Consider the following 8,761-nt stretch of genomic DNA (forward strand, 5'->3'; position numbering starts at 1 on the left):
TGGGAGTGATCGGGGGGAAATTTAGGCACTTTTTCCCTGAAAATTAGGTAATTGGCCACCTCAAAACTGGTAAAACCCCACACCCCACACCCCACACCCCACACCCTGCCACCACCGAAAAACTTTTTGCCGCAAACCCTATTTATTCATCGATCAAGACAGTTGTGCTACTGCATTGAGAGCATAACTTTTAGTAATAAAAGGAGAAGTCATGGCTGTTAAAAGTCCTCCGTAATCAAGATTAAAACTGACTTTGCTTCCTACTTTTAACCTCTTGTTATGACTATCAAGAACTAGATGATCGCTACTAGAACCTAATATTTTTATCTCCTGACTTGTTTGTAATCCAGAGATAAGAATATCCTGTCTTCCTAATGCAATAATAACTCGACGGTGAATGCCTTGGTCGATAAAGCTGGGAACATTACCAAAAGCATCTCGACCAATTTCTCCAGAGGGTAGAGATGGTTTATCTTTGGATTCGATTACTTCAGCAATTAACCGAAAAGCATCGGTATATAAGCCAGGTATCACTTGTCGATTAACTGTTTCACAACCTAATAAAATTGATTCTCCTAAACGCAGATTATTAATCCGACCAACTTCGCTACTTTTTTGATACCATTGATAGTTAGCAGAATTGCCTCCTGAAATAATCGGTAATTTTATTAAAAATTCCTGCTCAATTGTATCTGTTAACACAGATAATTTGCTCATATTATGGCTATCAGGTTTAATACCTCCATAACAAGCCAAATTACAACCCAGTCCAATAATTTTGATAAAGGGAAAAGCGAGGGTCTTTTTGATGAACTTGACCAGATCTTTCGGCAGTACACCTTCGCGTAAATCCCCTAACTCCGTCATGATAATAATGCGGTGTATTTTTTGCTTTTCTTGAGCATAATAGGAAAGTTCCTGAATTGTTGCTAATTCGGTATTTAAGCTGATATCTGCAATGTTAACCACTGATTCTGCTTGACTCAAGGCAGTACGCAACAGAACAAAAGTTGTCACTATTCCTGCTTGTTTCATTTTGAGAATATTTTCGATTCGAGAGTCAGCGATAAAGTTGACTCCACCTTGAATCATCGCCAAGGCGATCGAGGGATCACCCAAAATCGCTTTGGAAACTCCCATCACAGAAAGTCCCTTGCTACCGTAGAATTGGCAGAGTAAACGAGCATTATGGCGTATTTTCGGGAGAGAAATCTCGATTCTGGGTAAAAGGTCTTTCATCAGCCTATTTGCTCCCAATTGCGGGAATTGCAGCTAAAATTTCCCCTTTGATTTTCCGGTTTAATTTCGGAAAGCGATCGCATAAAGCTTGGACTAATTTCTCACATCCGTGTAACAAAACATCAGTAGTCGGTAACTGAAAATCTCGCTCATATTTGGCAATAATACGCTCAGTGGCTGCCGTGGTGAGATTTTCGTGATTAATCGCAATAGCGATAACTTTAGCGGGAGAAATTGCCTCAATTAGTGAAATTTCTTCCTGTAATTTTGGCATGGCTAAATGAGGAAAATCACAGCGAAATTTTCGGGCTGGGGGATGTTGTAAAATAATCCCATCGGGCCTACTTCCTTTCAAAATTCCCAGGGAACTCATAAAAGCAGGATGACTCAGAGAACTTTGTCCTTCCACTAAAATAATATCGGGTTTTTCTTGCTCAAAAGCTTGAACCACAGCATTTTCAATTTCACCGATGACAAATTGAGAAACCAAAGCATCGATCGAAACCCCATATTTTGCTCCCTGCATCAAGCTAGTTTGTCCAGTAGCGACTAAGACAGACTTAATACCCAAGCCTTGGAGAGTTTGATTAACTGCCACCGCAGTGGTCATTTTTCCGCAAGCACAATCGGTTCCTAAAAAGGCAATAACGGGTATATTTACTTGGGAAATTTGCCCAGTAAATACATGAAGATCAGCTAATTGTGGTGGTTTACGAATGTCTGTAATTTGCACACCATACTGACTAGCTTGCTCCCTAAATTCTAAATCCTCGGAGAAGAATTGATGCAAACCATTAATAATCTCCATTCCTTGTGCCATTGCTTCTAAAATTAGCAGCCTTTCTAGGGGGGGAATAAACGCTTCTAAGGGTGCTTTGCCGTAGATATAACAATTGGGAACATCTCTAAGTTTTTCTAAGGCTGTTTGTAAATTGGCAAAAATGGGAATATGATTTTTTTTGTCTCCTAATGCTTCTCCCGCATCTTTTCCCGCTAAGGAACTATCCAGCACTCCAACAATTGTATATATTTCTGATTGTCTGATCAAGCCAGCTGCCGTTTTTCCGTCCACACGTCCAAACTGATTTTCACAGTAAATTAAAGCCGTTTTTTTCGTTGATACCACTTTCTTAATCTCCTGAATATTAGATAATTGAAATTTCACTCCTAACTCCCAGTAAGTAGGGAGGCACAATTATTTGTAGGATGGGTTAGCGGTAGCGTAACATTAGCGGGCGTTGGGTTTCATGCTTCAACCCAACCTACGTTCATCTTATATTTAATTCCACCCACCTACTTAAGACTATTTATTCTTCTTCTTCTTCTATAGCATAATTATCTGGATCGATAATATCGTCTAGTTCTTCTAAGATTTGCAAATCGGGATGAGCATCAGATTGACGTAATTTTAATCTTCCTGTCCGTTCTAACCAATGGAGAAGGGTTTCTTTGGAAGTTATCTGCATAACAGGAATTGCCTGATAGCGAGGTTCTTGACTAAGAGAAGGATTAAATTTCATACCTGTTGAATTTCCTTTGAGAAGTTAACTCTATTGGTTGTTCTATTGTTGATCACGAAGCAACCCACAAAAAACTGAAAAAAATTGTCAAGTTTAGCAAAGTAAAAAAGTTCAGCTGTCAGATTTACTATTTGGACAGATAGATAGAGTCGGTTCCAATATATGCTCCCGATACTTGGGATGCAGACTCTATGGTGTAAATTAAAGTTTTCCTGTCTCGCTCAACTTAAATGTCAATCCTACGGTTTTTATCTAGCTAACGGAAAAGGTGATTAATAACACCAAAGCAACCAACAAAACCGCCCCTACTCCTTGCAAAATATACCATTTTTGCTGTTCTAAAGATGGGGATTTTGATAGATAAATCTTGGGTTCGCTACCATAGTTATTGATGATTCCTTCATCATCTACTGTATAGCCCTCTGGGAGAGGTATATTAAGTGATGGATAGTTTTGCCCGTTTATATCTAGTTTAACCTCAGCAGGAATTAATTCACTTCCATCGCTTGGGGAATAGACTGTCGCACCTGTCTCTTGATTAGATTTAGTAGAGTAGTGCATGATCATCTCTCTTCAAAATCTGAGTATAACACAGAATAAGGCGAAATGGTTTTTAGGCTAATTTTTTCCTAGGGCTTTAATCAGCAAATTTGGCTAATGTCGGCAAATTAAAGCAAAAAATATGATTTTATAACTTGACAAAGCTAGATAAAAACATTTAGTCAACTCGCTATTCACTTTTTAGCATACCAGCGCCATAAAACTCGCGCTAAACGTTGGGGATCATGACTAACTTTGGCAGTAACTTCATCTTCTGCCATTACATTCGCTAAAACAATGCGATAACCCATTTTTCCCACCTCCTCGCGGTCTAAAAACACAGGATGACTATGCTCTTGGGCGTATAATTGCAGAGATTGGGGCGATGGTGCAGTTCTTTGGGCTAAAACTGCATCAAAGATGCGTTCCTCGCAGACTTTTTCGATCGCCCGAATATGATCAGCCACCGAATAATTATCCGTTTCCCCCGGCTGGGTCATAATATTACAAACATAGACACGGGGGACTGTCACCTGTGCTAGGGCCTGACGAATTGCGGGAACCAACAAATTAGGGATAATACTGGTATAAAGACTACCCGGCCCGATAATAATATAATCTGCCTCCTTGATTGCCGCTAAAGCAGCCGGTAAAGCGACCGGATCGGCAGGATGACAGCCAATCTGACGAATTTGCCCCATAGCTTCGGTTATCTTCGATTCTCCCTCAATAATGCGCCCATCGGCTAACTTAGCCCAGAGACTAACATCGGTAAGGGTAGCAGGTAGCACTTTGCCGCGAATGGCCAAAACTTTGGCACTAGCATCGATCGCCTGTTCCAGATCGCCGGTAATCTCGGTCATAGCGCTGATAAATAAATTACCAAAACTGTGGCCCGATAAACCATCCCCGGCATGAAAGCGATATTGAAACAATTCCGTTAATAACTTTTCCTCATCGGCTAAAGCGGCGATACAATTGCGAATATCCCCCGGGGGTAAAATGCCCATTTCCCGACGTAATCGGCCTGAAGAACCGCCATCATCAGCTACGGTGACAATAGCGGTGATATTAGAACTATACTGTTTTAAACCGCGTAAAAGCGTCGATAAACCCGTACCGCCACCGATGGCCACGATTTTCGGGCCGCGATGGAGACGACGATGGGTGCGTAGGAGATCGACTAATTCCTCCGATGCGTCCGGTTGTAGTGCTTCTGTAATCGTTTCGACAGTGCGACTCTGACCCCAGAATAACAAAAAGACACCCAACAAAACCGCCAGCGGCCCGGAAACAGAATTAGGGACCAAACGGGCGATCGTTTCTAATGCTTGGGAAACAAACTCTAAAAAGCGATTAACTGGGGTTAATTTTACCCAAATAGCCAAACCGAAGGAGGTGAGAAAAACACCGGTTAAACTGATTAAAAGCCAGCGTTTGACAAAAATACCGGGAGAAAGCCATTTAAACCAACGATTAACCCGTTTAGGCGTTTTTCTGCCCACAGAAGCGGCTATTTTTCCCTTCTGAGCGTTGAGTTCCCGTAGCGTCTGTTTAAATGGACTCATAGATGTGGCCTGGCAGCGAACGCATTGATTCTGGAGAGACTGTAGCCGAAAAAGGGGACAAACTCAAGCTTAATTAGGGTCTGCTGAAAAAGTTTTTTGTGGGGAGAGGGTGTGGGGTGTGGGGTGTAGGGTGTAGGGTTTTCCCGATTTTGAGGAGGTCAATTACCTAATTTTCAGGGAAAAAGTCCAGGGATTTTCCCCCCGATCACTCCCATATCTGGTACTTTTTGATTGCCAAAAAGTCTAAAAGTCTTACCCAACAAGGTTTTTAGATTTATTCAGCCAGCCTGACCTAACCTCCCACTTGAGAATAGGCCGCCTCGGAAATTGTGGGAATATCGGCGTATTTGCCGATAACCGACTGTATAATGCTGTAAACACAGGCGGCAAATGCTCCCAAAAAGACGACGTTAAAAAGAGTTTCTACCACTAAATTCGCCCCTAAACCCCTAGCGACGAAACCTAAGACCAATCCCAATAAATACACCAAAATCTCGATTAAAATCGCCTGCATGGTGTTAAAGCGGATAAAATGACTGATGCGGGGATTGCGTACCACGGCGAAAAAGAGGACGAAAAAGATAATTAAACTGCCAAAGCTTCCCAGAGAACTATAGAGAAAAGCTAAGGGATATAAGGCTATTGCTAAGGCCGCTCCTAAAAAAGGAATTTGCTGAAAGATAAAGATACCGAAGGCAAAAGCCGAATATAAGGGTAAAAGATATACTAAAGCTGCAAAAATGCGATCTTTTGTATCGGTTGAGCCGCGCCAAGTCATAATCTATTGTCTCCTGAGACTACTGCTAACTCTCTTCAAGATAACCCGGCAGCCCATCAGACTTCGCGTAACTGAAGAAATTGATCGAGGCCGAAGATTGTTAGGCCTCGATCGATTTTTTCTCAAACAGAGACGGGGTGCTTGATTTCCTGTAACAGAGCCAGATATTCCTCCTTAAAATACTTTAGGGTACTTAAAATCGGATTGGGAGCGCTTTGACCAAGACCACAAAGACTGGTTTCTTTGACCATTTGACAGAGATGTTCTAGGTTTTCGAGGTCGTGAATATCGGCCTTTCGAGCGATAATTTTGGCCAATAATTCAAACATTTGTACTGTTCCCGTGCGACAGGGGATACATTTACCACAGGACTCCTCGCGACAGAACTCCATATAGAATTTCGCCACTTCCACCATACTGGTAGTATCATCCATAACCACCATCCCCCCAGATCCCATCATCGAACCGAGTTTGGCTAAGGATTCGTAATCCACGGGAGTATCGAGTAAATTAGCGGGAATACAACCCCCAGAGGGGCCGCCGGTTTGTACCGCTTTCACTTGACCATCGGGAACACCACCCCCCATCTCCTCGACAATTTCCCGGAGAGTAATACCCATCGGCACTTCAATCAGCCCATTATTGCGGATTTTTCCCGTCAAAGCGAAGATTTTTGTGCCTTTACTGCTGGCAGTACCGATATTGGCGTACCAAGCGGCCCCCTCGCGGATAATAGCGGCGATATTAGCGTAGGACTCCACGTTATTAATCAGGGTGGGACAACCATCGAGGCCCGATTGGGCCGGATAGGGGGGACGGGTGCGAGGAGTGCCGCGGCCGCCTTCGATGGAATGGATGAGAGCGGTTTCCTCTCCACAGACAAAGGCCCCCGCCCCGATGCGGATATCTACCTTAAAATCGAAAGTGGACTCGAATACTTGGGAACCCATTAAACCAAATTTTTTGGCCTGATTAATCGCTTTTTGCAGACGATCGATCGCCAGAGGATATTCGGCTCTAACATAGATATAACCATGATCGGCCCCCACAGCATAGGCAGCGATCGCCATTCCTTCCAGGACTAAATGGGGGTCACTTTCCAAAACACTACGGTCCATAAACGCCCCGGGGTCGCCTTCATCAGCATTACAGATAACGTATTTTTGTTTACCCGGTTGTTTAGCCACCGTCGCCCATTTTAAACCGGTGGGATAACCCGCACCTCCCCGGCCGCGCAAACCGCTTTTGGTGATTTCCTCCACCACCTGGGCCGGAGTCATCTCGTAGAGGGCCTTGTAGAGAGATTGATAACCCCCGACGGCGATATATTCCTCAATGCGATCGGGATCGATTTTACCGCTATTTTCCCGGACAATTTTGACTTGATGGGAGAAAAAGGGATGTTTTGAGTCCCCTAATTGCACCTCGGTTTTGCCGCCGTTTAAGGCCGCAATAATGCTGGCCGCACTTTCCGGGGTGACTTCTTCGTATAAGAGATCCTGGGGATCCACTTCCACCAACGGACCGCGACCACAAAAACCCATACAACCGACCCCGACCACTTCGACTGTATCCTCTAGGTCTGCTTCTTTGACGGCAGTGGCGAGGTTTTTTTTGATTTGGAGGGAGTTAGCAGCTTGGCAACCGGTGGAAGTGCAACAATGCACCCGGATGCTTTTTTGTCTAGTTTTTTCTTTCTCGGCCACTGCCAATAATTCTTGTAAGTCCATATTCTTCTCAATCCACTAGAGTGAAAAATTACTGGGAGAAACTCTGTAGTTTCGCTAAGACAGTTTCCGAATCTTGTTTAGGGGCCACGACTCCATCGAAGACCACGGCCGGCGCAATCCCACAGGCCCCGATACAACGGGCCGACACTAGGGAAATTTCTCCATCGGCGGTGGTTTCTCCCACTTTGACATCAAAGGCGTTTTCGATGTCTTCGAGGATTTTGCCGCTGCCTTTGACATAACAAGCAGTCCCCATACAGATGATACAGGTGTGTTTTCCCGCCGGTTTCAGGGAAAAGAGATGGTAGAAGGTTGCTACCCCATAGACGCGACTGAGGGGCAGTTTTAGCGCCCGGGCAACGTAGAGGAGAACATCTTCTTCTAGGAATCCAAAGGCTTCTTGGGCTTTGTGCAGGACTTCAATCAGGGCTGATTGATTATATCCTGCCCGCTTCATGGTAATGTCGAGGACTTTGAAGCGTTTATCGCCACTGGGATGCTCTTTTTTCTCCGTTTGACGAGGATTGGCAGTTTGCATAAATCTGAACCAAATAAATTTTAGGGGCGATGACGGGAAAAAGATGGAGAGTTGTCGGTTTTCCTTGGTCATCTCCCTGCTTTTATTCTGACACTGGCTCCGGAGGGCGATCGATAACTTTATCTTTCCTTTAGTTATTGGGGGATAGGGGATTTTTCGGCCTTGTCAAATTGAAAGATGCTCCGAATCAGCCTGGAACTGAAATTACTTTGATAGCAAGGATTGCATTGCATCTTTCCTATAATAGTGTTTAATCAACGAATAGGGCCTTTTATGGCGGGCTTAAGTGGGGAACAAGAGTCGCTCGATTTAGCAGTGGAATATAGCTAGGTAATAGCTGTAGGGCTAATTCATGAATTAGCCCTACAATCAATTATGATGAACCCTGGAAATAGAAAACGGGTTTCTTCGATAAACCCGTTTTCTGCGGGTTTTTTTGCGGGAAGCATCCCCCTCTCCTCGTAGGTTAAAGGGATGAGGTCATAACAATATGTTGCCAAAGGCGACTTTTCAGAATATAATGTAGAAGAGTAGTCATTCATCGCTCAGATTAGTTAAGATGATATTACATGACTAATAATATTGACCATGATCGCTTGTTTAAGGAGTTAATCTTCACCTTTTTTGTCGAATTTATTGAGTTATTTTTTTCCTCAATTGATGGATTATTTAGATAGAGACTCGATTACTTTTTTAGACAAAGAAGTATGGCTCTTCGGTTTGTGTTATGCAATGGACGGGGGTTATAAGGGATGGAACCCTTATAGAGAAAGGCATTTAGCGATTTTTGTCAATTGTTTTTGCTCTAGAGCGAACTAATCAATTAAATCTCTTGCCAGATAAGGATT

The 8,761-nt window shown here is 43.5% G+C and carries 9 protein-coding genes and 1 pseudogene; 2 read left to right on the forward strand and 8 right to left on the reverse strand.

The features are described 5' to 3' along the window. The first annotated feature begins 51 nt into the window (after positions 1-51). A complete protein-coding gene (locus O9332_RS00075; RefSeq protein ID WP_288023201.1) occupies positions 52-222 on the forward strand; it encodes a hypothetical protein in 171 nt (56 codons plus the stop codon). Here the strand turns inward: O9332_RS00075 and O9332_RS00080 are convergent. The 8 genes from O9332_RS00080 to hoxE all read right to left on the reverse strand — a co-directional run bounded on the left by O9332_RS00080 (position 154) and on the right by hoxE (position 7,913). Then, on the reverse strand, positions 154-1,239 hold the full coding sequence (locus O9332_RS00080; protein ID WP_288023198.1) for an alanine/ornithine racemase family PLP-dependent enzyme: 1,086 nt from the start codon (positions 1,237-1,239) through the stop codon (positions 154-156). The two genes, O9332_RS00075 and O9332_RS00080, sit on opposite strands and share 69 nt — an antisense overlap. Before the next feature lie 4 nt (positions 1,240-1,243). Continuing rightward, a complete protein-coding gene (locus O9332_RS00085; protein ID WP_353852138.1) occupies positions 1,244-2,404 on the reverse strand; it encodes an N-acetyltransferase DgcN family protein in 1,161 nt (386 codons plus the stop codon). Between the two features lie 142 nt (positions 2,405-2,546). Next, positions 2,547-2,759: a DUF3134 family protein gene (locus O9332_RS00090; protein ID WP_002762915.1), complete on the reverse strand. Its 213-nt coding sequence runs from the start codon at positions 2,757-2,759 to the stop codon at positions 2,547-2,549. A 252-nt stretch (positions 2,760-3,011) separates the two neighbouring features. Beyond that, a complete protein-coding gene (gene psb34, locus O9332_RS00095; protein ID WP_002762917.1) occupies positions 3,012-3,320 on the reverse strand; it encodes a photosystem II assembly protein Psb34 in 309 nt (102 codons plus the stop codon). 173 nt (positions 3,321-3,493) lie between these two features. Continuing rightward, positions 3,494-4,867, reverse strand: a complete 1,374-nt coding sequence (locus tag O9332_RS00100; protein WP_002762919.1) for a gluconeogenesis factor YvcK family protein — start codon at positions 4,865-4,867, stop codon at positions 3,494-3,496. 292 nt (positions 4,868-5,159) lie between these two features. Next, the gene (locus O9332_RS00105) at positions 5,160-5,645 is read right to left on the reverse strand and encodes a Tic20 family protein (protein WP_002762922.1); all 486 of its coding nucleotides are present in this window, start codon (positions 5,643-5,645) and stop codon (positions 5,160-5,162) included. A 122-nt stretch (positions 5,646-5,767) separates the two neighbouring features. Continuing rightward, positions 5,768-7,375, reverse strand: coding sequence for an NADH-quinone oxidoreductase subunit NuoF (gene nuoF, locus O9332_RS00110; protein ID WP_002762923.1), 1,608 nt, complete (start codon positions 7,373-7,375; stop codon positions 5,768-5,770). 28 nt (positions 7,376-7,403) lie between these two features. Beyond that, a complete protein-coding gene (hoxE, locus tag O9332_RS00115; protein ID WP_002762924.1) occupies positions 7,404-7,913 on the reverse strand; it encodes a bidirectional hydrogenase complex protein HoxE in 510 nt (169 codons plus the stop codon). A 569-nt stretch (positions 7,914-8,482) separates the two neighbouring features. Between hoxE and O9332_RS00120 the strand changes: the two are divergent. After that, positions 8,483-8,624, forward strand: a pseudogene (locus tag O9332_RS00120) (flagellar assembly protein H); the annotation flags it as partial. Between the last annotated feature and the right edge of the window lie 137 nt (positions 8,625-8,761).

Origin of the sequence: Microcystis sp. LE19-10.1B (assembly GCF_027530565.1) — a bacterium.
GTDB lineage: Bacteria > Cyanobacteriota > Cyanobacteriia > Cyanobacteriales > Microcystaceae > Microcystis > Microcystis aeruginosa.